General features: G+C 68.4%; 24 protein-coding genes. 17 read left to right on the top strand and 7 right to left on the bottom strand.

Annotated features, from left to right (window positions below):
- Positions 1 to 6 precede the first annotated feature (6 nt).
- From ACTWQO_RS16955 to ACTWQO_RS16945, 3 genes are all read right to left on the bottom strand, one after another.
- Positions 7 to 783: an ABC transporter permease gene (locus ACTWQO_RS16955; protein ID WP_443238151.1), complete on the bottom strand. Its 777-nt coding sequence runs from the start codon at positions 781 to 783 to the stop codon at positions 7 to 9.
- On the bottom strand, positions 780 to 1,793 hold the full coding sequence (locus ACTWQO_RS16950) for an ATP-binding cassette domain-containing protein (protein ID WP_443238150.1): 1,014 nt from the start codon (positions 1,791 to 1,793) through the stop codon (positions 780 to 782). The genes ACTWQO_RS16955 and ACTWQO_RS16950 overlap by 4 nt, the downstream gene beginning before the upstream one ends.
- A gap of 217 nt (positions 1,794 to 2,010) precedes the next feature.
- Positions 2,011 to 2,631, bottom strand: a complete 621-nt coding sequence (locus ACTWQO_RS16945) for a PadR family transcriptional regulator (RefSeq protein ID WP_443238149.1) — start codon at positions 2,629 to 2,631, stop codon at positions 2,011 to 2,013.
- Positions 2,632 to 2,848: 217 nt separating this feature from the next.
- On the opposite strand from ACTWQO_RS16945, the gene ACTWQO_RS16940 reads away from it, so the two are divergent.
- Positions 2,849 to 4,420, top strand: a complete 1,572-nt coding sequence (locus ACTWQO_RS16940; protein WP_443238148.1) for an amino acid permease — start codon at positions 2,849 to 2,851, stop codon at positions 4,418 to 4,420.
- Here the strand turns inward: ACTWQO_RS16940 and ACTWQO_RS16935 are convergent.
- Together ACTWQO_RS16935 and ACTWQO_RS16930 are read right to left on the bottom strand one after the other, a co-directional pair.
- A complete protein-coding gene (locus ACTWQO_RS16935) occupies positions 4,335 to 5,681 on the bottom strand; it encodes a tyrosine-type recombinase/integrase (protein WP_443238147.1) in 1,347 nt (448 codons plus the stop codon). The two genes, ACTWQO_RS16940 and ACTWQO_RS16935, sit on opposite strands and share 86 nt — an antisense overlap.
- 4 nt (positions 5,682 to 5,685) lie before the next feature.
- Positions 5,686 to 6,111, bottom strand: coding sequence for a helix-turn-helix domain-containing protein (locus ACTWQO_RS16930; protein WP_443238146.1), 426 nt, complete (start codon positions 6,109 to 6,111; stop codon positions 5,686 to 5,688).
- Between the two features lie 118 nt (positions 6,112 to 6,229).
- Here ACTWQO_RS16930 and ACTWQO_RS16925 point away from each other — a divergent pair, with 118 nt between their 5' ends.
- From ACTWQO_RS16925 to ACTWQO_RS16870, 12 genes are all read left to right on the top strand, one after another.
- Positions 6,230 to 6,430 (top strand): helix-turn-helix domain-containing protein, encoded by a 201-nt coding sequence (locus tag ACTWQO_RS16925; RefSeq protein ID WP_443238145.1) that lies wholly within the window; start codon positions 6,230 to 6,232, stop codon positions 6,428 to 6,430.
- A 131-nt stretch (positions 6,431 to 6,561) separates the two neighbouring features.
- The gene (locus tag ACTWQO_RS16920; RefSeq protein ID WP_443238144.1) at positions 6,562 to 6,984 is read left to right on the top strand and encodes a hypothetical protein; all 423 of its coding nucleotides are present in this window, start codon (positions 6,562 to 6,564) and stop codon (positions 6,982 to 6,984) included.
- A gap of 469 nt (positions 6,985 to 7,453) precedes the next feature.
- Entirely contained in the window at positions 7,454 to 9,007 is a 1,554-nt protein-coding gene (locus ACTWQO_RS16915) for a hypothetical protein (protein WP_443238143.1), read from the top strand.
- Positions 9,004 to 9,276, top strand: a complete 273-nt coding sequence (locus ACTWQO_RS16910; RefSeq protein ID WP_443238142.1) for a hypothetical protein — start codon at positions 9,004 to 9,006, stop codon at positions 9,274 to 9,276. The genes ACTWQO_RS16915 and ACTWQO_RS16910 overlap by 4 nt, the downstream gene beginning before the upstream one ends.
- Positions 9,254 to 9,880, top strand: a complete 627-nt coding sequence (locus ACTWQO_RS16905) for a hypothetical protein (RefSeq protein ID WP_443238141.1) — start codon at positions 9,254 to 9,256, stop codon at positions 9,878 to 9,880. The genes ACTWQO_RS16910 and ACTWQO_RS16905 overlap by 23 nt, the downstream gene beginning before the upstream one ends.
- A complete protein-coding gene (locus tag ACTWQO_RS16900; protein WP_443238140.1) occupies positions 9,877 to 10,062 on the top strand; it encodes a hypothetical protein in 186 nt (61 codons plus the stop codon). Before ACTWQO_RS16905 ends, ACTWQO_RS16900 begins: the two co-directional genes overlap by 4 nt.
- Positions 10,063 to 10,077: 15 nt before the next feature.
- A complete protein-coding gene (locus ACTWQO_RS16895; RefSeq protein WP_443238139.1) occupies positions 10,078 to 10,593 on the top strand; it encodes a hypothetical protein in 516 nt (171 codons plus the stop codon).
- A gap of 53 nt (positions 10,594 to 10,646) precedes the next feature.
- Positions 10,647 to 11,165, top strand: coding sequence for a hypothetical protein (locus tag ACTWQO_RS16890; RefSeq protein ID WP_443238138.1), 519 nt, complete (start codon positions 10,647 to 10,649; stop codon positions 11,163 to 11,165).
- Between the two features lie 55 nt (positions 11,166 to 11,220).
- Positions 11,221 to 11,691: a sigma factor-like helix-turn-helix DNA-binding protein gene (locus tag ACTWQO_RS16885; protein WP_443238137.1), complete on the top strand. Its 471-nt coding sequence runs from the start codon at positions 11,221 to 11,223 to the stop codon at positions 11,689 to 11,691.
- A complete protein-coding gene (locus tag ACTWQO_RS16880) occupies positions 11,688 to 11,963 on the top strand; it encodes a hypothetical protein (protein WP_443238136.1) in 276 nt (91 codons plus the stop codon). Before ACTWQO_RS16885 ends, ACTWQO_RS16880 begins: the two co-directional genes overlap by 4 nt.
- Positions 11,956 to 12,141: a hypothetical protein gene (locus ACTWQO_RS16875; protein WP_443238135.1), complete on the top strand. Its 186-nt coding sequence runs from the start codon at positions 11,956 to 11,958 to the stop codon at positions 12,139 to 12,141. Before ACTWQO_RS16880 ends, ACTWQO_RS16875 begins: the two co-directional genes overlap by 8 nt.
- 428 nt (positions 12,142 to 12,569) lie before the next feature.
- Positions 12,570 to 13,889 carry an AlbA family DNA-binding domain-containing protein gene (locus tag ACTWQO_RS16870; RefSeq protein WP_443238134.1) on the top strand — a complete coding sequence of 440 codons (1,320 nt, stop codon included), beginning with the start codon at positions 12,570 to 12,572 and terminating at the stop codon, positions 13,887 to 13,889.
- Between the two features lie 92 nt (positions 13,890 to 13,981).
- Here the strand turns inward: ACTWQO_RS16870 and ACTWQO_RS16865 are convergent, their stop codons facing one another.
- Positions 13,982 to 14,332, bottom strand: coding sequence for a hypothetical protein (locus ACTWQO_RS16865; RefSeq protein WP_443238133.1), 351 nt, complete (start codon positions 14,330 to 14,332; stop codon positions 13,982 to 13,984).
- A 135-nt stretch (positions 14,333 to 14,467) separates the two neighbouring features.
- Here ACTWQO_RS16865 and ACTWQO_RS16860 point away from each other — a divergent pair, with 135 nt between their 5' ends.
- Positions 14,468 to 15,556, top strand: coding sequence for a tyrosine-type recombinase/integrase (locus ACTWQO_RS16860; RefSeq protein ID WP_443238132.1), 1,089 nt, complete (start codon positions 14,468 to 14,470; stop codon positions 15,554 to 15,556).
- A 28-nt stretch (positions 15,557 to 15,584) separates the two neighbouring features.
- Here ACTWQO_RS16860 and ACTWQO_RS16855 read toward each other — a convergent pair whose 3' ends face one another.
- Positions 15,585 to 15,863, bottom strand: a complete 279-nt coding sequence (locus ACTWQO_RS16855) for a helix-turn-helix domain-containing protein (RefSeq protein WP_443238131.1) — start codon at positions 15,861 to 15,863, stop codon at positions 15,585 to 15,587.
- 286 nt (positions 15,864 to 16,149) lie between these two features.
- On the opposite strand from ACTWQO_RS16855, the gene ACTWQO_RS16850 reads away from it, so the two are divergent.
- From ACTWQO_RS16850 to ACTWQO_RS16840, 3 genes are all read left to right on the top strand, one after another.
- A complete protein-coding gene (locus ACTWQO_RS16850) occupies positions 16,150 to 16,371 on the top strand; it encodes a helix-turn-helix transcriptional regulator (RefSeq protein ID WP_443238130.1) in 222 nt (73 codons plus the stop codon).
- A gap of 239 nt (positions 16,372 to 16,610) precedes the next feature.
- Positions 16,611 to 20,675: a hypothetical protein gene (locus ACTWQO_RS16845; RefSeq protein ID WP_443238129.1), complete on the top strand. Its 4,065-nt coding sequence runs from the start codon at positions 16,611 to 16,613 to the stop codon at positions 20,673 to 20,675.
- A complete protein-coding gene (locus tag ACTWQO_RS16840) occupies positions 20,675 to 21,184 on the top strand; it encodes a hypothetical protein (RefSeq protein WP_443238128.1) in 510 nt (169 codons plus the stop codon). The genes ACTWQO_RS16845 and ACTWQO_RS16840 overlap by 1 nt, the downstream gene beginning before the upstream one ends.
- The last annotated feature ends 1 nt before the right edge of the window (position 21,185 follow it).

Here is a 21,185-nt window from a genome sequence, read left to right as displayed (position 1 = left end):
GCGGTCTCAGACCGACCGCTGATAGGACCGGAACGTCCGGATCGACAGCCACACCGCCGCGACCGCCAGGGCCAGCAGCGCGCCGCCGCGGCTGAGTACGTCGCCCCAGTCGGGGTGGTCCGACAGGGCCGAACGGCCCGCCACCATCGCCCAGTCGAGCGGGTTGAAGTCGGCGATGTGCCGCATCCAGCCCGGCATCTGGGACGGCGCCATGAAGGCGCTGGACAGGAAGGTCAGCGGCAGCAGCAGGAAGGTGTTGATGCCGATGATCGACTCCCGCTCCCGCACCAGCATGCCGAGCGCGTTGGACAGCGCCCCGAAGACCGTGCCCAGCAGCACGGAGGCGAGCACCAGGACGGCGACGCCGCCGATACCGCCCGGGTAGTCGGCACCGCCCAGCAGACCGAGCAGCACGATGATGACCGACTGCAGGGCGGTGACCAGGCCGTTGTAGACGACGTTCCCGTTCATCAGCGCGGCCCGGCTGACCGGCGTGATCAGGAAGCGGTCGAGCGTGCCGCGCTGGATCTCCTCCAATGTGCCCATGCCCGCCCACATGTTGGAGCTGAGCGCGCTCATCACGACCACGCCCGGCACCAGGTAGTCCAGGTACGAGGTGGTGCCGAAGCCGCCCAGTTCCACGACCTTCTTGAAGAGGCCGCCGAACAGGAACAGCCAGATCACCGGCTGGATGAGCGTGATGACCGCGTACGCGGGCTGGCGTGCGAGCACCATCAGCTGGCGCTGGGTCATGTACCAGGTCTGGGAGACCGCCGCGCTCATCGCACACCTCCGGCCACGAGAAGGTCACCGGTGCTGTCGGCCTCGGAGTAACGGCGGCCCGCGTACCGCAGATAGACGTCGTCGAGGGAGGGCCGCGCGACCGTCGCGGCGGCGACGCCGACCCCGGCGCGTTCGAGTGCCCCCAGCAGTGCGGGCATCGTCGCTGCCCCGTCGTCGGCGCGGACGCTGATGCGGTGCCCGTCGGCCAGCACCTCGTGCACGCCCGGCAGACCGCCGAGGGCGCCCTTCAGCAACGTACGACCGGCTTCGCCGACCTCGGCGCGCAGCTCCAAGTGGACGGCGTCGCCGCGGAGTTCGCCCTTGAGGGAGTGCGGGGTGCCCTCCACGACGATCCGGCCGCGGTCGACGATCGCGATGCGCTCGGCGAGCCGGTCGGCCTCTTCGAGGTAGTGGGTGGTGAGCAGGATGGTCAGGCCCTCGTCGCCGGCGAGGCGGGCGATCTCGTCCCACATCGCGGCGCGGGCCTCCGGGTCGAGACCGGTGGTGGGCTCGTCGAGGAAGAGCACCTCGGGCCGGTGCACCAGGCCGAGGGCGACATCGAGGCGGCGTCGCATACCGCCGGAGTAGCCCTTGACCGGGCGGCGGGCGGCGTCGGCGAGGTTGAAGCGCTCCAGCAGCTCGTCCACGCGGCGGCCCAGCTCGGCGCCCTTCAAGCCGTAGAGCCTGCCCTGGAGTTGGAGGTTCTCGCGGCCGGTGGCGACCGGGTCGGCGCCGGAGCTCTGGGCGACCACTCCGATCGCGCGGCGCACCCGGTCCGGGTGGCGCAGCACATCGTGCCCGGCGACGGTGGCCGTGCCCGAGTCGGGGCGGGCCAGGGTGGTGAGGATCTTGACGGTGGTGGACTTGCCGGCACCGTTGGGCCCGAGCAGGCCGAAGACGGTGCCGGGCTCGACGGTGAGGTCCATGCCACGCAGGGCGGTGACGTCACCGGGGTAGGTCTTGATCAGCTCGCGCGCCTCCACTGCGGGCGCGCGGGTAGGGCTACTCATCACGACAGCTCTCCTGAATGAGCGGATGTACGGGAATCCGCGAACGCGGACTGACGACTGATCCGTGTGAAGAGCGCCGGGCTATCCTGGGTGTGCCGCACCTCGATGGCCTGGCTGCGCCCCACGGCGGAGTCGGTTCGGGGTTCGTGACCCTGGCGGGGCTGCTGCAACAGCCCGGCCGGGGTCCTTTTCATTACGTCCTTACGTGAACACGTCCTTACGTCGACTCCGGTGGCCACTCCCCCGTTTCGTGGTAGTGCCGCCACTCTTCGACTCCGGGCAGCGAGCCCTTCCTGATCTCGTCGAGGAAGCCGCGGACCCACTCGGCCTGCGCCTCGACCATGTGCAGTTGGTACTCGACCTCGACGAGGAAGAGCCTCGGCAGCGTCTCGTAGAGCTTCTCGAGCGCGCCCCGGCCACTCGCCACCTGCACCTCCAGCGAGCTCAGTCGCATCTCCAGCAGCCGCACCACCTCGTCGGGAGGCAGCGCCGCCATCAGCGAGAGCGCCGTCTCGAAGATCGGGTACTCCTTCGCCGGGATGGCGAGCAGGTCGGACAGCCACTCGGCCATCTCCTCGCGCCCGGCCTCGGTGAGCCCGTACACCGTGCGCTCGGGGCGGTTGCCCTGGCGTTCCACACCGGTCACTTCGACGAAGCCGTGCTTCTCGAGGTTCTGCACGACCGTGTAGAGCGAGCCGTAATTGGTCTTCGTACTGGCGTCCTTGCCCTGGCTGCGCAGGGTCTGGGCGATCTCGTACGGATGCATCGGCTTCTGCCAGAGGGTCGTCATCACGGCGAGCGCCAACGGGTTGCTGAGCTTGCGGCGCTTCCTCGCCATGGTGACCACCTCGCTTCCGAATATCCGTGGACGAACATATCGCGATCCAGCGAGGCTCGTCAACACACGATGTATCGCGATTTTGTGCGCAAGGCAAGGGCGTGAGTAAGTGGGCTCGTCGTGGACATGCCGACGTGACGCACCCGAAACAGGCTCTCCCTAATTTCTGTCACCCGACAGGAACTCCGCCCCTTCCCCGCCGAAGGCAGGTGCCGCCGTGGCCTCCCCCTCAGGAACTCCCTCCGACGTACGTCCCGATCCCCCGGAGCCCTCCGACGACCGCGGCCTCGCCGCGTTCGGCTACCGCCAGGAGCTGCACCGCAGCCTCGGTGAATACGCCTCGTTCGCGGCCGGGTTCTCCTTCATCTCCGTACTGACGACCGTCTTCCAGTTCTTCGCGTTCGGGTACGCGTTCGGCGGCCCCGTCTTCTTCTGGGCCTGGCCGGCGGTGCTGATCGGGCAGTTGCTGGTGGCCGCCTGCTTCGCGGAGCTGGCGGCGCGCTATCCGATCTCGGGCGCGATCTATCAGTGGTCGTCGCGCCTGTCGAACCTCACCTTCGGCTGGTTCGCGGGCTGGATCATGGTGATCGGGCAGATCGTGGTGGTCGCCGCGGCGGCGCTCGCGCTGCAGGTGGTCCTGCCCGCCATCTGGTCCGGCTTCCAGCTGATCGGCGACGATCCGGCACCCACCTCGGCGAGCGGCGCGGCCAACGCGGCGCTCTTCGGTGTGCTCCTGCTGGCCCTGACGACCTTCGTGAACGTCCTCGACAACCGAGTGCTGTCACTGGTCAACCGCGTCGGCGTCACCGCCGAGATCATCGGCGCCGTCCTCATCATCGTCCTGCTGTTCACCCACTCCGAGCGCTCCCCCGGCATCACCTTCGAGACCGGAACCGCGGCCGAGTCGGGTCTGGTGGGGGCGCTGCTGGTGGGCTCGTTCACGGCGGCGTACGTGATGATCGGGTTCGACAGCGCGGGCGAGATGAGCGAGGAGACCCGCCAGCCGCGGCGTACCGCGCCCCGTACGATCCTCACCGCGCTCGGCGCGGCCGGCCTGCTCGGCGGGCTGATCATCCTCGGCGGTCTGCTGGCCGCGCCCAGCCTCACCGACGGCCGGCTCGGGGTCGAGGGCATGAGCTACGTCCTCACCAGCAGCCTCGGCGACGGCGTCGGGCGGGCCCTGCTCGTCGACGTGGTGGTGGCGATCACCGTGGCGACCCTGGCCATCCAGACGTCGGCCTGCCGGATGCTGTTCTCCATGGCCCGCGACGGCCAGCTGCCCTTCGCCGGTCACCTCGCGAAGGTCAACCCGCGCACCGGCATGCCCGTAGCGCCCGCCCTGGTGGTCGGCGTCCTCGCGGCCGCCCTGCTGCTGCTCAACTTCGGCTCCCCGGAGGCGTTCCTGGCCATCGGCACCACCTGCATCGTGATGCTCTACCTCGCCTACGCCATGGTCACCGGCCCCATGCTGCTGCGCCGCCTGCGCGGCGACCACCCGGCCGGCGGCACCGACGAGCAGGGCCGCCCCCTGTTCTCCCTCGGCCGCTGGGGCATCCCGGTCAACGCCCTCGCCCTGCTGTACGGCCTGTTCATGACCGTCAACCTGGCCTGGCCACGGGCCGCGGTGTACGACCCGGCCGGCGGGCACTGGTACTTCCAGTGGTTCACCGTGCTGTTCTTGCTGGTCACCGTAGGTGTGGGGTTCATGTGGCGACTCCTGAGGGCACAATCAGGGCACTCGGCTCAGAAACCGGCCCCTGAGGAATCTCTCCCAGAACCGACTCGATAGCGTCCGCCGTGGTGTCCTCGCCCGTCGGCCAGAGGCCCGTGTACTTGTCGAGCGTGATACTCGGCTTCGAGTGGCCGAGGCGTACCTGAACGGTCTTGACGTTCTCGTTCTTCTTGATCAAGCACGAGGCGTAGAAGTCCCGGAGGCTGTGCAGCGTGCACTTCTCCGGGACTTGTACGCGCTCAGGCTCGGCACCCTGGGGCTTGCCGACGCGCTGCCACCTCGCGTGCGCCTCGGCGTGCCGCTCGCTGAGCGCCTTGTTCGCGGTGTCCCTGATGACCTTCCAGACGCGCGACCAGGTCGATCGCCGGATAGGTCGGCCGTTGTCGTCGGCGAAAACCAGCCGTGCCACACGAGTCTTGACGTTGAGCGGGTCCGTCCGATCCTCGATCTCCACTGGCACGGGCGGGAACTCGGCCATGTGCAGGGACACAGCACTGACCGCGGACAGCGCGAGCGGCACCTCGCGGTAGGACTCCGGCGTCTTCAGCGGACCGAGGTGCTGCGCACCCTTGTCAGGCGTAACGAGCTGCTGGCTCACCTCAACCTTCCGTCGAAGGAAGTCCAGACCCTCCTCCAGTCCGAACAGCTCGCCCTGGCGCAGGCCACTGGAGGCCGCGAGGCGCACGAGCGCGCGGTAGCGGGCGGGCGCGGCCTCGATGAGGGCCTGGACGGCGAGCGGGTGCGAGATGACGAGGTTGGAGCGCTTCTCGGGGAGCTTCACGCCCTCGCACGGGTTCACCCGGATCACACCGTCGATGACCGCCATGCGCATCACGGTGCCGAGCACCTCGAAATGGGACGCCACAGTCGACGGCTCGTAACGGGATGCCTGCGATTTCACCCAGGTCTGAACCTCGCTGCGCTTGACGCTGGCTATGCCGCGGCTGCCGAACGTCGGGTACAGGTGCAGGCGCAGCGTCCGCTCAATCCGGCCCTCGGTGCGCGGACGGTGGATGGCTGAGGTGCGCCAGTCCTCGGCGCGGGCACGGAACGTCTCGCGACCGGCAGCGCGGTCGATGTGCTGCCCCCGGTTCAGATCGGTCTCGACCTCCGCGGACCGGGCATCGGCGGCAGCCTTCTTCTCGAAGTTCTCTTTGCGCTGCTCGCCGTCGGCGTCGCGGTAGCGCACCTGCCAGCGCTTGCCCTGCCCATGCTCCGCGCTGGGTACGAGCGTGCGCGTCTTGCTGGAGTGCTCGGCACAGGGCTCGGCTCCCTTGCGCGGCCGGCTCAGATGCCACCTGTCGTACACCTCGGCCATGGGGCTACCCCTCCCCCGCCTTGGGGCGCACGGTCCGCTGTAGGTGCTCAAGTGCCGCCCCAGAGGCGGCCAGCGACTCGTTGACGAGCGAAACGGCCTGGAGAAGTTCGTTGCTTGCCGGCGCCGCCTCCCGCTGGATCAGCGAGCGGTAGTCGTCGACGCTGATCGATCCGTTCTGCAGCTCCACGGTCTCGGTGTCGCCGGGCCACGGAGTGAACAGCGTGACCAAGTCCGTGCCGAGAGCAAGCGCCAACGCAGCGAGCTCAGCGGCCGACAGAGCCCTCCTCCCTCGCTCCGCCATGTTCACCGCCTGCCGACTCCAAGGCTTCTCGAGACGGGGCGCCAGCTCGTCCGCCAACTGCGCCTGCGACATTCCAGCGCTCTTGCGCAAGCGGCTGACCTGCAGCCCAATGACTTCCTCAATCTTCACACGCACATCCTCTCTTGCCATTCCCCATGATGCCAACGCATCGCACATTTGACGATCGCTGGCAAACTTTGGCATCATGGGTGATGTCAACGCATCCTGCATTCGACAGGGGGGACCCGTGTCCCAAAGCAGTCTGCCGCGTCGACCATTGGCTACGCCGAAGGAGATCGCCGAGTACCTCGGCGTTCCGATCGGCACCGTTTACCAGTGGTCCTCGCGAGGCGGTGGCCCGCGAATGAGCCGGGTCGGCCGTCACCTCCGCGCCAGGTGGGAAGACCTCGACGCCTACCTCGAGGACAACCGGGTCGACGTCGCATGAAAGCGGCCCCCGTCAGGACCGGTGTTCCAGCACCGAACCGACAGGGGCCCATCCATCCCGCACACGCCGAAGCCCCGGCTCATCGCTCGCCAGCGACCGGGGCTCCAACGAAAAGAACGGACGTCCCCACTATGGACCACGCCGAAGGATTCGACGACATCGTCTCCGCTATCTCCACGACCAGCACCCTGCACGGCGCTACTCAGGAAGCCCGCGCCAGGCTGCACCGCGAACACCCCGGCGGCTTCGACATCGCCCGCATCGCGCACGAGGTCTGGCCGCAGCTGACCGACGTACAGAAGGTGCGCGCCCTCGAGGAGCTGTTCACCGCCTACGTGATCCGCCTTCACGACGAAGAGCGGGCCGCTCGCCTCGACCGCGACGCCACGTCCGGCGTGACGCACCTCGAGGAGTTCGACGTCGACGTCCTGCACGACGCCGTCGCCGGTGCGGCACCCATCGGAGGGGACACCGAGATCGACGGCGTCTGCGCAAGCGCCCTGCACAACGTGCTCGCCGAACTCGAACTCCTGCAGCACCGAGGCAGCGCATAGGAACCCCGGCCGCGCTCAAGGGCGTGGCACAACTCCACATCCCTCGCGAGGACGACCTCCGCACAGGCACCCGCACCGCCTCGCACCACTCGCGAAGGACACAGACGTGCAGGAACGAGAAAGGGCCCGCGCCACCGGGCCCCTCGCGACGACTTCAACGCCGACTTCCTCAGCGCCGATTGTATCGGCGACCAGTCGGCGCCGGAACGTGAATACGTCCGGCGCACCGCTGGTGGCTCGGCCCGTCGTAGTCGTCACCCGAGGCCGTATCGAAACCGCCGTGCGCTGCCCCAGCTGCAGCGACTGGCACAGGCATATCGGCCTCGGTAAGCGTCGCGCGCCGTGTGGCGTCGTCTACGAGATCCAGCCCCGCCGAGCCATCACCAGGAGCACCACGTGATCAGCGAGCGCCGCATGCCGCCTCGCCCCGTCCTCGCCACACCGGGCTGGCCACAGCAGGGGGAGTGCGATGGGAAGTAATCTGCGCCGCCAGCTGCGCGAGGCCCTGCCGCCCAGCATCAAGGGCCTCCAGCGCGCCGTTGCCCTGGAGATCGCCGACGACGCCCGGTACGACGACGACTGGAACTACAGCCCGGAGAAGGGCCGCCGCAGCAGGGTCCGGCTCGCCGAGCTCGTGCGCTGGACGGCCGCCAAGGATGAACTCAGCGTGCGGGAGATGCTGCGCCGCCTGTCGTTGGCCGGCTGGGAGTTCCGTCTACCCATCGGCAAGGACAAGAACGGCAACCTGCTGTACGCCGTGCCGGGCAAGGCGATGACCTTCCGCGTACCCGACTTCGAAGGCCCAACCACCGTTGGCCCTGAAGTCGAGATAGAAGCAGAAGGCCCAACGGTGGTTGGGCCTAAGACCCATGAAGGCCCAACTGCGGGTGGGCAAGGGCCAACCGTGGTTGCACAAGGCCCAACCACTGTTGGTGCAGGGCCAACGGTGGTTGGTGCAGGGCCAACCACCGTTGGGCCCCCATCTCCTGTCTCTTCGTTCTCTACTAAAGAATCTCCCTCCTCCTCCCCCGTGGCTGAGGACTCCCCGGAAGGTTCCGTCCATCTCACGGACGGAACAGACGGAGGCGGAGGCGGGAATCTTTCTTTGGAAGAGATCACAAAACAAGCAGAGCGGGCTCAGGCGTTCGTCGACAGCCTCGACTACCGGAACAGGCAGCCGGGAAAGAAGCAGCGGCAGCAACTGGGCACCCTCGTCGTTGCCGCCTTCAAATCCGGGTGGACCGAGAACGGGCTCCGCCGCTACCTCGACATCAGCGACGACCCCAACGTCCGCTCTGCCGCAGCTGTGTACGTACACCGGCTTTCCGACGACGAACTGCCCCAAGCCGTCGACGCTACGTTGCTGCCGCCCGTCTGTGACCGACACCTCGACCCCGCGGCGGCCACAGACCCGGCACTGCGCGTCCACCCGATCACGGGCGACCCGTGCTCGTACTGCCACCCGGCTGCCCTGCTGCTACCTCCGGCCTGCGAGACGTGCCTGCAGTACAACCCGGGTGCCGCAACCGACGCGAGACTGCGCATCGACGTCATGAGCTTCCAGGGCGGCCCCTGCCCCAACTGCCACCCGGCCTCTGTGGGGAAGGGGCCCGCCGAGCTCCCGCCCGTCTGCCCGGCTTGCCTCGAAGCGAACCCCGCAGCCGAGTTCAACCCCAAGTTCCGCTACCGGCAAGGCGACCACGGCATGGCGGCCTGCGACGACTGCCACCCCAAACGCCTGGTCATCCTGGCGTCCCACAAAAGCCGCCAGCAGCAGGAGACCGACGGCTGGACCGACCGTGCCATGGCGCGCGCCCGGCAACGCATGCAGACGGGCGACTGGAAGGGCGCAGGCACCGACGAGCGGTCCGCCGGCTGGATGGTGCTCGCCCAAGATCTGTCCGCGGAGGAGCGCATCAACCGCGGCCCCAAACCGATGATCGCGCCGCCCCGGCGCCAGCCCTACCGCGACCCCGAAGACCAATCCGTGTACGACGAGCCCTTCTGGCCGGAGGAGAAATGACGAGACGTGCCGAGCGTGACGCCGGAGCCATCACCCTGTACACGATCACCGGCGACATAGAGGCATCCCTCGACCTCATCCTGCCGATGAGCACGGACGAGCACATCGCCGTCATCTCGGCGCTCGCCTGCGATCTCGCCATAGCCCTCGGGAAACTCCACGGCGGCCAGCACATCGCCGCCGAGCACCTCCGCAAACACCTGCACTATCTCGCCAGCCGGCCAGTGATCCCCACAGGAGACCTCTATGACGATCCGAACCCTGCCTAGCCGAACCGAGTGGGCCGCCGCTGCCGAGGAGTGGGTACGCAGCTTCTGCCTGCCCTCGGAGCGCGTCTCCAGCCGCCCCCAGGACTGGCTCACCCCCGACGAGCTCGGCGAGCTGCACGACCTCGCTCACGACGCCGTAGACGCGGCACGGCGCACCATCAACGGCACGATCCGCGGCATACTCCCCGCCTTCCGTGACGAGCCCAAGCGCACCGCCGCACGACTGCAATGGGCCGACACGCTCGACGACCGCCGCCGCCCCCTGTACGAGCGGCTACGACTACTGCGCAGCGACCGCTTGCACCTCAACGGCGGGCTACGCCGCGGCACCAGCGACTACGCCACTGTCGACGACATCAACCACAGCATCGGCCGCGTCATCGACTACGCACTCCGCTACGACGCCCCCGCCTCCACCGTGGACCGCCTCGCCGCCTTGGTCGCCCGACTCCTTCAGCATCGCGACGGAGCGGCACAGACGGCGCTCGATGCGGCGATCCGCGAAGAGGTGGCGAAGCGGAACTCCGACGAGGGATGGGCCAAGGAACTGGAGCGCCGCGCCCGCATCGGCCGCGATCCCATCCTCTTCGTGAGCCCGGCGTGAACGTCGACGACGTCATCCGCGAGCGCATCGAAGCCGCCCGCCGTAAGGCCGAAAACGACAAGCGGCGGCGCGAGGAACTCGCCGCCGCCCGAACGAAGGGCCTCGCCCGTCGGCACGCCGCGAAGCTTCGGCGCCTCGCCGAATCCCTCGACAACCAATCCCTCGCCGCCAGCGGCGCCTGACCCCAGGAGATCCCCATGACCGACGTCACCCACCGGCTCAGCTTCGCCGGCCGCACCACCTACCGCCTCAACCTCCGCCGCGCCCACCTGCCCGCGGCCATGCAGAAGCTCCTGGCCAAGCTCGAAGACGCCACCGCCAAGCGGGAAGCCGCAGAGCACGCCACCGCCAACTCCGGGCACGGCACCGGCCCGGAGCTCGCCAAGTTCCAGACGGCGGAGCGCAAGGCGGAGGCCGTCCAGCTCGAGGCCTACGACGACTTCGCCGGGGCCGCCGCCCGCAACCGCACCGCGCTGCTCACATCCACCGCCGACGCCTACAGCGCCGCTCTCGACCGGGCGGCCCGCGCCGAACGGGAACTGCTGGACGCCCTCGACGAGGCTGCCGAAGCCGCCGCCCTCCACGCCTGCGCGGCGACGGGCGGGCCGCTCGACGTCGACGACCGCGGCGCCCGCAACCATCCGGCACGGTCCGCTGTGGTCAACGCCGCCGCAACCATCCGCGCCATCAATCTCCCCGGCCTCGACGCCTGAACACCCCTCGGCCGCGGACCGCGATGGACCGCGGCCCATCGAAAGGAACCCTCATGGCAGCTCTCACCGTGACGACGCTCCCGCGTCACCGCTCCACCCTGGCCCGTGTCGCCCTCGTCGCCGACCACCTGCCGGCCGACGTCAGCGCCGCCCTTCAAGCGCTGCAGCAGAGCCGGAGCAACCTCGACCGCGCCGAGCAGGCCTTCGCCGCGGCGACGCCCGCCAACTGGCACCAGCTCGACGACGAAGTCCAGGCTGCCCGCGAAGCCGACGCCAAGGTCGTTGACGACTTCGTGAAGCTCAGCGCCGCCTCGAGCGGCGCCATCCGGGACTCTGCGGCCGCAGCGTTCGCCGACTGCATCGAGCGTGCCAACGCGAGCATTCACGCCGCGCTCGAAGCGCTCACGGAAGCCGGGCAGGCCTGCACGCTGTACCACTCGGTCAAGCCCGGCCGGGCAATCGTCAACATCGAGGGCGTGCAGGGCGAGCCGCCCAGGACGAACCAGAGGATCTCGATCGTCCGCGGCGAACTCCGCGACTCCCTCGCGGGCATCCCCGACTCCGTCGACTGACCAGCCCGGCCGGGCCCACTACGGGCCCGGCTGTTCGAACACAAGGAGGGTGAACATGGGACGGTCTACGCAGCTCAGGCCCAACCTGGCCAAGATCGGCAAGGAGCAGGCGGAATGCCTCGAACTCCGCCTTGAAGGGCTGTCGTTCCGTGCGATCGCCGACCAGACCGGCATCCCGCTCGCCACCGTGCACGAGCGGGTCACGGCCGCCATCACAGCGGAAGTCTCCCCGCTCGCCGAGCAGCTGCGCGCCATCGAGTGCGAGCGCCTCGACCTGTACCTGACCCGGCTCAAGGTCCGTATCGACAAGGGCGACACGCACGCCATCCAGACCGCGCTGCGGATCAGCGAGCGCCGTTCGAAGCTGCTCGGCCTCGACATGCCGCAGCGCATCGAGGCCAACTTGGAGACGCACGAGCTGACCAAGGAGGACGTCGCGCTGCAAGAACTCATCCGAGAGGCGAAGGCGAAGAACGCGGAGACCGAGGCGGCGCTCCGGGCGGGCCGCGACGAGGACCTGCCGTGACCCCGGACGAACTGGCGGCCCGCCGCGCGGACATGGCCGCCGAACTGGATGAGCAGGAGGCGCGCGTCCTCGGCCTGGCCGTGGCGGGTGCGCAGGGCGCGTTCGATCTGCTCAACCGGATCCGTCGGTCGCGTGAGCGGCTGCTCGGTACGGGGCCGGCGCTGCAGGTGGAGGTGCTCGTGCCGCAGGGTGCGACGCCGGAGGAGAAGCGGCAAGCCGTGATCGCCGCCGTGGCGGAACGGCTCAAGGCAGAGGAGGAACGAGATGACTGAAGTGAAGAGCTGGGCCGAGCGGCTGGCTGCTCGGGCGATGGGTGGTGAGGTGACGGGAGGGGAGCAGGAGGAGGCGCGTGAGGCTGTCCAGCCTCCGGCGCCGACGTGGGCGCGGAAGGCGGCCGAGCGGATGCTGACGCCCCGCGAGGATGTTGAGGAGCCGCCGCCCGCAGCCTGATATTCACCGCCCGCAGAATTCGCCCGGCCGCACCGCACGGTGGCCGGGCGCAGTCGTAGCGATATCGACACGACCGCCCTCGGCAACTGTGGCCCAGAAGGCCACGCAGCTTCCCGGCAACCGCCTCCCCCTCGGAGGTAGTTGCCTCCCGGTGGGCGGCAACTGTGACCGAGACGGTCATGAACCGTTGCCCGCTGAGCAACGGTTCGCCGCGGCGGGAGTTGTGGGCGGGAGGCCCGCAACTGTGGGCCTCCCGCCCATGGTTGTTGCCCAGAAGGCAACAACTCAACAGGGGTCTAACCGCATAGGTGATGCGGTTGGCCAACTGTGACCTCCGCGCTTGTGTGGGTGCTGGCACTCGTGTGGCACGGGTGGGCGTGCTGGCAAATGCCGAGGCAGACAGCGGTACGTGCTCCTATGCTGACTCGATGGCCAGCTCATGGACCCGCATTCACCAAGAACTCGGCGCTCCGCCCGGCACTGTCACCTTCGAAATGATCGAACAGGCTACGGCCGGGATCGACGGTGAACGGGATGACCTTGACTGGAAGCGCGACCTTCCGAAGAAGGCCGAAGCCGGCGAGTGGAACGAGTTCGCAAAGGACGTTGCCGCGATGGCCAACGCCCGCGGCGGCCTGCTCATCTACGGGGTTCGCAACGACCGCACAATCACCGGCATCGACCCGGACGCTGTCAACACCGAGCACCTGTACAAGTGGCTGCGCGCCAACACGCAGCCCTTCGTGGCCGGCATGGACATGTACACGCGCCAGTCGGCCGACGGAAGCGTGACGTTGCTCATCGTCGATGTCCCTGCGAGCCCGATGGCTCCGCACTTCGTCCTCGGCACTTCGGCACGCGAGAAACAACTGCACGCCTTCGCTGTGCCCTTCCGGTACGCGGACCACACAGGCTGGCTTGCTGAGCACGAGATCGACCGTGCATATCGAGAGCGCTATGCCCGACAGGAAGCCTCCGACCGGGCCTTGGAGCGCCACCTCGAGCACACCCGCGAAGTCGTACTAACCGAGGGTGATCCGATGGTCGCCTGGTTGATCGTCGTGTCGAGGCCGTCGCGACCCATCCCGCCGCTGGTGCCACCGCCCGCCCGGCACGAAGTCAGATACGTCATGGATGCGGCTCTCGGTACGGCAGGGAAAATGCTGGGGGAGTTCAGAGGGCCTGGGCTGATGCGCAATGCCCTTGTTGGCTCGCCACAGGTTGGCCTGCGGCGCTGGGTGGACGGCAACTTCCTGCAACCATTCAGAGGGCCACACACGAACAACAGGCTCCTCCTCGTCGAGTTTCACCACGACGGGACGGTTGTGTACGCCGTCGACGTGTCTCGCTTCGTCATACGCAAGGACGCTGTTCCCACCACCTCGAACCTCACCCCCTACGTGCCCGTGGAATGCCAGACGGTGCAGATCGGCGTGTCTGAGGCGGTAGCCCTCACGCACGAGTTCAGGTTGACCCGCCGGATCGACAGCAGCAGCGACTTGACCGCCGTGCTCGTCTGTAAGCCGGAAGCCCATGAGCAGGGCGGCAAATTCTTTCCCGGGCTCGCCCCGGTCAGTGATCTCCACGGCTTCACAGAAACGCCGGACAATGCCCGCGCCCCGATGCGGATCCTCCCGGTCGGCTCCGAGTTGCCCCCGGGCGCCGATTCCTCGGTCCTTGTGGAGTGCGCCCAGGCCCTCTCTGCCGGGCTGTTGAATCAGTTCGGCGTCGACTCGAGGATCGCCTGACAGAGCGCACCTATGCCCCGCAGTTGGTGCTGTCCATCGGCGGGGCATCGGTGCATCCGGCGCGCGCAAACAGCACGGGCTGGTAGACGCGTCTACTGCCCTGTCGGTTTCTCGAAGTGTAGTGAGATGGACCGGAGGACATCGGCCGTCGACGCGTCGGTTCGGCCCTCGTCGTGAACCTCGGCGAGTTGCACGAACGCGAACGCGAACGCCGAGGTGATCCGCTCTATGGCCGGCCCGAGTTCGTGGCTTATCGCGACGGCAACCTCGTGGGCGGTCGCGTCGCCGGGGAGCTCGATGCGGGGCAGCATCTCGTCGAGCATCGCGGTCACTGCACCGCTCGTCTCGATGTCGGACTCGGGGTTCTCGCGCGCTTGCCGCCGCATGTCGAGCGCCTCGGTGAGGATGCCAACGACCCGCTGCATGATCTCTCGCTGCTCCATGGCCGCAGCCTAGATGCACCCCGGTGGGGGCAGTTCTCGATGACCGCCTAGGTAGTCAATTCACTACCACATAATTACTGTTATGTGGTACTCATGAGGATGGGTCACCGAGGCCCGAGCGAGGGGGAGTTGTCCATGACTGAGATCGTCGTCCGTCCGTCCGCCGGCCAACTCGACACCGCGGTACGGAGCGCGGTCGACGACTGGCCCGAGGAGGCCGTCGACTTCGCCAACGAACTTGCCGCGCACTACCAGCCCGGTGACCCGTTGCCCGCCCTCGCCGGCGCATGGATCGCCCGCCAGAAGACGAAGAACACCCGCGGCACCTACGTGCGCCAGTTCCGTGTGTGGGAGCAGTACGCCCGCTCAACCGGCACGCACCCGCTCGAGGCAAACTTCCCCCTCGCCGAAGCGTTCTCCCGCTACCTCGAGACCGCGCCCACGATGCGCTCCGTCAAGGGCGGCAAGCGGGGCGAGAAAGCCCCCGTCGGGCCGCCGCGCTCCGACAGCGCCCGCGCGAACCTCATGTCGGCCTGCTCGTCCTTCCATCACTACGCCGTGCGCGCCCGCGGTGAAGGCTCCGACCCGTTCGAACTCGTGGTGCGCCCCGACCTCGAGCAGGCGGACTCCAGCACCCGCGGCTCAACCGAGGAGGAGTCGGCTCTCCTGCTGGCCGCCGCACGCTCCGACTCGCCTCGGGCCTACGCCCTGCTGCTCACCATGTACTCGATGGCGCTGCGCCTCGACTCGGCCCTGAGCGCCCGCGCGGAAGACCTCGGATACGACCAGGGACACCGAACCCTGAACGTCCGCCTCAAGGGCGGCAGGCGCAAGCGCAAAGCCGTTCCGCCCCCCGCCGGCCACGCCCTCGACCTGTACCTCGACGGCCGCACCGAAGGCCCGCTGTTCCAGACCAGCGCAGGCAAGCCGCTCGACCCCAAGTACGTGTGGACCCTCGTGCGCAGGCTCGCCGACAAGGCCGGCATCAAGAACGCCGCCACCTTCCACCCGCACGTCCTCAAGCACGACGCCGTCACCCACGCCCTCGCCGCGCCCGGAGCCAAGCTGCACGACGTGCAGGACTTCGCCGACCACAAAGACCCGCGCACAACCCGGCTCTATGACCAGAAGAAGGGGCGCCTCGACAGCAGCCCCGGCTACGGCATCGCCGCCCGCTTGGCGGAGCGCCTGGCCGAGCACGACGACAGCGAGGGCGCGCGCTGAGCGCACCCCCTTTTCGTTACGCATTTCGTTACGCCGCGGACCGGGCGGGGTTGCTGCGGCCCGCATCGCTGACGGCCGCCGCTCGCAACTGTCCGCTCTCCTCTGGTGTGAGGGCGAGCGCCTCGACGAGATCCTCGGCGACAGACGCCGACGGGACACGCTGCCCCGCCTCGAGCATCCACAGATGCCCCTGGCTCACACCTGCCCGCCGCGCCGCCTCCCGCTGCCCAAGGCCAGCCCGCTCCCGCGCCGCGCGCAGCATGGGCCCGAGCTCCTCGGGCGGGGTACGCCGCTCGCGTATCTCCATGCCCACCTCCACGCAACCAGGCTGCGAATGATTGGCCAGAACGACTAAATTACCTTCGATTCTATGGCCAGAGTGGCAGTGTTGGCGTAAAGTGCCAAGTGAGGAAGCTAGCCGTACAGCCGAGGTCCCGGCGGACCGTGATGGTCCGCTCAGGCAGGAAGCCGATCAGGGACACAGGCGAGCGGCGTCGGTAGGCCGATGAGCACCGTGATGGTGCGGGCCAGAGCGGATGCGAAGCCGGGCGAACACCTCGGCCCTCCTTGCTGCCCACGCCTCGGGATGCCCCATGCCCCGCTCCTTCAGCGGACCCGCCCTGCGCACCGCCCGCCGTTCCGCCGGCCTGACCGTCCCCGAAGTTGCCGCGGCCGTCGGCAAGTCGGTGTGGACGGTCTACCGCGCTGAGCAGGGCCGCGCCCCCGTCCCGGTCGACCTGGCGGACGCGCTCGCCGAAGCGGTCGGTGTGCCGCTCGACCGCTTGCTCTGGAGTGACGAGCTGGCGGTCGCCTGATGTCCTTCCTGATCGCCTCCGGGCACGTCGAGGTAACCGCGAAGACGCGGGAGGCCAGGGACGACGTCGAGCGGCTCATCACCTCGATGCGGCGGGCCGGAACCGAGGGCGCCCGCGCTTTCGACCGGGTCGACCGGAAGGCCGAGGAATTCGCGCGGACCCTCGGCAGCATCAAGGCTCTCGGCAACATCCGGATACGGGCGGACCTCGACGACCGTGCACGCGCCGGCATCACGGCCATGGGCGCCGCCGTCCGAGACCTTCAGCGGCAGAGCCCCGTCCAGCTGCGCGCCCGGTTCAGCGGCGACACCGCCCAGCTGGTCGCCATGGCGCAGGCGATGCGTGACCTGCGCGACGACACAAGCCGCACCGGCACCCCGCTCACCGCCCTCACCGCGCGCAGCGCCGCCGCAGCCGCAGCCCTGCAGCTCCTCGACAACGCCGCCCAGGACGCCTCCCGCTCCCTGCGCACCCTCCGGGGGCGTGCGGCTGCCACAGCCGCCGCGATGGGCGATCTGCGGGACACCACGGCCCGCGCGGCGACCGCGCTGAACACCTTCGGCACCCGCGCGCAGACCGCCGACGGACGCCTGACCACTCTGTCGGGTAACACGCGCACTCTGCGCGGCGACCTGGACGACCTGGACGGCAGCTTGCGCCGCGTGGGCGGCAGCATGGGCGCGCTCCGCCCGGCGCTCGGCGGCATCGGTGGGGGCTCCGGCGGCGGCGCGAGCAGCATGATGAGCCTCACTCAGGCCGCAATCCTCCTCGGCCCGGCCCTCATCCCCATCGCCGCTGAGCTCACCGCGATCGCAGCGAAGACGGCAGCCGCCGGGGCAGGCGTCGCAGCGTTCGCCATCGCTGCGGCCGGCCAGGTCAAGGCCATGTCAGAGGCGTCGCAGGCCACCACCAAGTACAGCGATGCCGTCGAGCAGTACGGGCGGGGTTCGTCCCAGGCCGCCGCGGCGCAGCTTGAGCAGCAGCGCATCCTCGGCAAGATGCCGCCCGCCACCCGCGAGGCAGCGGCAGCGTTCAGCGTCCTCAAGGGCGAATACCGCGACTGGTCGGACGCTCTGGCCGCGGACACGATGCCCGTGGTCACCAAGTCCATGGGCCTCTTCCAGGCGATGCTGCCGCACCTGACGCCACTGGTGCGGTCCACGTCGGCGGAGCTCGACAACCTGATGAACGTGGCCGCCGGCGGCATGGCCACTCCGGGCTTCGACCGCTTCATGGACAAGCTGGCCGGCTGGTCGGCGGGTGCGATCTCCGACGCCACCACCGGCATGGTCAAGTTCTCTCAGGCCATGGACAGCGGCAAGGTCAACAAGGATCTCGAAGAGTTCATGGACTACGTCCGCGCGAACGGCCCCCTCGTCGGTGAATCCCTGGGCAACCTCGCGAAGGCTCTGATGCACCTGGTTGTCGCCGCATCCGACATGGGTGTCTCGGTCCTGACGGCCGTCAATGCTCTCGCCAAGCTCGTCAACGCGATCCCGACGAGCGTCTTGTCGACGGTCCTGCAGCTGTACGCGGGCATGAAGCTGCTCAGTGTCAGCATGGGGCTAATGTCGGCGGCGGCATCAGCCGGGGCGATCTCCCGGCTGGCCGCGTACTTCGCGGTGATGCGCGCCGCAGGTGTGAGCACCACCCTGCGGGCCACGGCAGGCAGCATGACGGGCGTACAGAAAGCCGCCGCTGGTCTGGGCGTCCTGGGTGTTGCCGCGCTTGCCCTGGATCACTTCGCCGACAAGGCGCGTGGTGCGCCGCCGGATGTGGACCGGTTGACGACCAGCCTTCGGCAGCTTGGCGAGACGGGCCAGTTCACCGGCGAGCTGAAGGACTCGTTCGGCAGCCTGGACGGCCTGGTCGCCCGGTTCAAGAAGCTGCAGGAGGAGTCGAAGAAGACCCAGGAGGCGCAGGAAGGCGTCTTCGGGTTCCGTATCCCGGTTGCCGATGACATTGCTGACTGGGTTGCCGACCGAGCCAGCACCATAGCCAAGGGCAAGGATTCGCTGCGCGCATTGAGCGACGAGTTCGACTCGGTCGATAAGGCCCTGGCGAAGATGGCTTCCGGCGGTAACGCGAAGGGAGCGGCGGCCGGATTCGACATCGTCAAGGAAGCGTTGCGCGGCACCGGTGCCAGCTCGGCGGAGATCGACAAGGCGTTCAACGACTACCAGAACTCGCTCGCCGATCTGAAGATCGAGCAGGAGATCGCCGCGCGTGGCATGGGCCTCTTCGGGCAACAGGCCATGACGACCAAGGCGCAACTCGACGCGCAGAAGGGCGCGGCCGACGGATTGCGGGCGAGCATCCTCGCCCTGAACGACGTGAACCGGTCGGCGTATGACGCACAGATCCAGTTCGAGGCGGGCGTCGACGCCTTGACCGCGTCGTTCAAAGAGCACGGGGCGACGCTCAACTTGGACACCGCGGCTGGCCAGGCAAACGGCCAGGCTATGTCTCAGGCGGCTAAGGGCCACGACGAGATGATCGCCGCCGGGCTCGCGGCAGGCGAATCCCTCGAGTCGATGGTCGGCAAGTCCGAGAAGCTGCGCTCGACGATGATGCGGCTGGCGACCCAGGCGTTCGGCGGCAACACGAAGGCGGCAACGGAGTACGTCAACAAACTGCTCGGCATTCCGTCCGAGGTCAAGACGCTGATCAAGGCTGAGCGGGCGGAGGCCATCACCGGGCTGCAAGCAGTACAGGCAGCGATCAAGGCGACGCCGGGCGCGAAGAGCATCAAGGTCGACACGCTGAATGCGGCGGCTATCAGGGCGCTTGAGGCGGTGGGCTTCAAGACCAAAGCCCTGCCTGACGGCCGCACCGAGGTGTTCACCACGAACGGGCAGTCGCTCGGTTCGATTGCCGACGTGCGGCGTGCCTTGGATGCCCTGGACGGCAAGACCGCAAACACCTACACCAGGAACTACGTTCTCACCGTCCGTGAGACCAGGGCCGTCTACAACACGGTCGGGCGCCCCACCAAGGGCGAGGGCGGCGTTTCGAAGTACGCCTCGGGTGGCCCCATCGTGGGCGGCTCTGGTGTGCGGGACGATGTGCCCATTCTCGCCATGGGCGGCGAGTTCATGATCAACAAGGAGCAGACCGCCAAGTACCGCAGCCTGCTTGAAGCGATCAACGCCGATCGGCTGCCGCGTTTCGCGAAGGGCGGCAAGCTCACCGCGCAGCAGAGGGCGGAGCAGGAGGCCAAGAAGGGCCTCGCCTCCAGTTTCGGCATCTCCCACTTCGGCAACATGGCCGGGTACCAGACCGATTCGTTCGAGAAGTCCCTCGGCATGCCCGCCGGTGTCAGCGATCTGGTGTCGAACCTCAACAAGGTGTACGGCCAGATCAAGGCGTCGTCGCACGGGAAGACCGAGTCGAACCTGCTGAAGAAGCTGGACTCCTCGGGCAAGGCCCTGATCGCGAACCAGCGGAAGCTGGAGGGCGTCAACAAGGCGTTGGACAGTGCGAAGGGCAAGCTGGACGACCTCAAGGGCAAGTTCGATCAGCTGAAGACTTCGGTGTCGTCGTCGCTGGTCAGCTTCGGCAACATCACGAAGATCGGCAAGTACGGCACCAGCCCCGAGACGTTGATCAACCAGCTGAAGTCGGACACCGGCCGCACAACCGAGTTCACGCAGATGCTCGAGCAGTTGAAGGGGCGCGGCCTCAACGCCCAGTCCATCTCCGAGATAGCCCAGGCGGGCATCACCGGCGGCGGCATGGCCACCGCCCAGTCACTCCTCAACGCCACCCCGGAGCAGATCAAGGAAATCAACGCCCTCGAAGCCCAGCTCAAAGCCTCCGCCGATAAGGCCGGCACGGTCACTGCGGACGCGATGTATGGGGCCGGAATCAGGGCCGCCGAGGGGCTGGTGAAGGGGCTCAGCACCCAGCAGGCCGCCATCGAAGCGACGATGATGAACATCGCCAAAGCGATGGAAGCCGCGATCAAGAAGGCGCTCGGCATCAAGTCCCCGTCCAAGTTGATGGAGCCGATCGGCGAGTTCTCCGCGATGGGCGTCGAAGTCGGCTGGACGAAGCGGCTCTCCAAGGGTGCCACCCTGCTGTCCGGGAACACCGCGGGATTGCGGAAGCGCCCGGCACTCATGTCCGGGGCTTCGGGAGGCGCGGCTACGGCGCCCATCGCGCCGGTCGTGAACCTGACGGTGAACGTCTCCAGCACCGACCTGCTGTCCAACGCTGGCGAGCGGAAGCGCTTCGCGATGACCCTGGCGCGGGAGACGAACGACGCACTCCTCGACTACCAGAAGCAGCGGAGGCGGTACTGATGCCCGATCCGAAGACCGTCGTCCGCTGGCCGCTGCCTGGCGGCGGATTCCGATGCCCCACGTGCGGGGCCACCGAGGGCATCACGGTCGCCCTCGACCTCGAGGACGTCGGCCCGGACCCGTCATACATGCGCTGCGCCGCCGCGCACCTGTGGCCCGAAGAGCGCTTTCCGAGGGCGGTCGGCGCTGGCCTGCTGCGCCAGGCCCTCGAGCACGACCCGGGTTTCCTCGACCGCATCCACCCGCTCGGCGAGGGCCTGCTGAAGCCGCGGGATACGGGCTGGCTTGCCTTGCCGGATGGTGCGAGCGGGCCGGACGAGGAGCCCATCGCCTGCCCGGAGTGCGGCGCTACGGCGGGCCTGGCGGCCGTGTACGACAGTTACGTGTTCGACCCCGAGCCGTCCCCCATGTCATGCGGGAACGGGCACAGGTGGCGTGAGGAGCGCTTCCCGCGGTGGGCGGCAGCGGACACCGCCCGACGCACCCGCGAAGCGCTCGGCGAGGGCTGAC

Origin of the sequence: Streptomyces sp. 4N124, from assembly GCF_052245395.1 — a bacterium.
In the GTDB taxonomy this organism is placed as follows: Bacteria; Actinomycetota; Actinomycetes; order Streptomycetales; family Streptomycetaceae; genus Streptomyces.
This window is presented reverse-complemented; position numbering and strand designations above follow the sequence as displayed.

What these genes read in the sequence shown, in the direction of transcription:
- ACTWQO_RS16955 (WP_443238151.1), bottom strand. Translation starts at nt 783, where the DNA reads ATGAGCGCGGCGGTCTCCCAGACCTGGTACATGACCCAGCGCCAGCTG.
- ACTWQO_RS16950 (WP_443238150.1), bottom strand. Translation starts at nt 1,793, where the DNA reads ATGAGTAGCCCTACCCGCGCGCCCGCAGTGGAGGCGCGCGAGCTGATC.
- ACTWQO_RS16945 (WP_443238149.1), bottom strand. Translation starts at nt 2,631, where the DNA reads ATGGCGAGGAAGCGCCGCAAGCTCAGCAACCCGTTGGCGCTCGCCGTG.
- ACTWQO_RS16935 (WP_443238147.1), bottom strand. Translation starts at nt 5,681, where the DNA reads ATGGCCGAGGTGTACGACAGGTGGCATCTGAGCCGGCCGCGCAAGGGA.
- ACTWQO_RS16920 (WP_443238144.1), top strand. Translation starts at nt 6,562, where the DNA reads ATGGACCACGCCGAAGGATTCGACGACATCGTCTCCGCTATCTCCACG.
- ACTWQO_RS16915 (WP_443238143.1), top strand. Translation starts at nt 7,454, where the DNA reads ATGGGAAGTAATCTGCGCCGCCAGCTGCGCGAGGCCCTGCCGCCCAGC.
- ACTWQO_RS16910 (WP_443238142.1), top strand. Translation starts at nt 9,004, where the DNA reads ATGACGAGACGTGCCGAGCGTGACGCCGGAGCCATCACCCTGTACACG.
- ACTWQO_RS16905 (WP_443238141.1), top strand. Translation starts at nt 9,254, where the DNA reads ATGACGATCCGAACCCTGCCTAGCCGAACCGAGTGGGCCGCCGCTGCC.
- ACTWQO_RS16895 (WP_443238139.1), top strand. Translation starts at nt 10,078, where the DNA reads ATGACCGACGTCACCCACCGGCTCAGCTTCGCCGGCCGCACCACCTAC.
- ACTWQO_RS16890 (WP_443238138.1), top strand. Translation starts at nt 10,647, where the DNA reads ATGGCAGCTCTCACCGTGACGACGCTCCCGCGTCACCGCTCCACCCTG.
- ACTWQO_RS16885 (WP_443238137.1), top strand. Translation starts at nt 11,221, where the DNA reads ATGGGACGGTCTACGCAGCTCAGGCCCAACCTGGCCAAGATCGGCAAG.
- ACTWQO_RS16875 (WP_443238135.1), top strand. Translation starts at nt 11,956, where the DNA reads ATGACTGAAGTGAAGAGCTGGGCCGAGCGGCTGGCTGCTCGGGCGATG.
- ACTWQO_RS16870 (WP_443238134.1), top strand. Translation starts at nt 12,570, where the DNA reads ATGGCCAGCTCATGGACCCGCATTCACCAAGAACTCGGCGCTCCGCCC.
- ACTWQO_RS16865 (WP_443238133.1), bottom strand. Translation starts at nt 14,332, where the DNA reads ATGGAGCAGCGAGAGATCATGCAGCGGGTCGTTGGCATCCTCACCGAG.
- ACTWQO_RS16860 (WP_443238132.1), top strand. Translation starts at nt 14,468, where the DNA reads ATGACTGAGATCGTCGTCCGTCCGTCCGCCGGCCAACTCGACACCGCG.
- ACTWQO_RS16855 (WP_443238131.1), bottom strand. Translation starts at nt 15,863, where the DNA reads ATGGAGATACGCGAGCGGCGTACCCCGCCCGAGGAGCTCGGGCCCATG.
- ACTWQO_RS16850 (WP_443238130.1), top strand. Translation starts at nt 16,150, where the DNA reads ATGCCCCGCTCCTTCAGCGGACCCGCCCTGCGCACCGCCCGCCGTTCC.
- ACTWQO_RS16845 (WP_443238129.1), top strand. Translation starts at nt 16,611, where the DNA reads ATGGGCGCCGCCGTCCGAGACCTTCAGCGGCAGAGCCCCGTCCAGCTG.
- ACTWQO_RS16840 (WP_443238128.1), top strand. Translation starts at nt 20,675, where the DNA reads ATGCCCGATCCGAAGACCGTCGTCCGCTGGCCGCTGCCTGGCGGCGGA.